This is a genomic window from Streptomyces longispororuber, assembly GCF_024448165.1.
GTDB lineage: Bacteria > Actinomycetota > Actinomycetes > Streptomycetales > Streptomycetaceae > Streptomyces > Streptomyces longispororuber_A.
Window position 1 is genome coordinate 1 of sequence record NZ_JAMOLN010000441.1, and the last position, 244, is coordinate 244.

Below are 244 nucleotides of genomic sequence, written 5' to 3' on the forward strand. Positions count from 1 at the left end.
ACACGAACGGCAGCTGCATCTGACCCGAGCCGAACAGCTCACCGACGACCTTCATGCCCTCCAGCAACGTGTCATTGACGATCTCCAGCGCGGGCCGGGAAGCGAGGGCTTCGTCGAGGTCCGGCTCCAGGCCGTTCTTCTCCCCGTCGATGATCCGCCGCTGCAGCCGCTCCTCCAGCGGCAGCGCCGCCAGCTCCTCCGCCTTGCCCGCCTTCAACGACTTCGCCGTAGCACCCTCGAACAG

Annotated in this window: 1 protein-coding gene; it reads right to left on the reverse strand. The window is 66.8% G+C overall.

All coding sequences use genetic code 11. The features are described from left to right. A partial coding sequence (locus M4J07_RS47755; RefSeq protein WP_255983670.1) for a B12-binding domain-containing protein occupies nt 1-244 on the reverse strand: 244 nt, incomplete at both ends.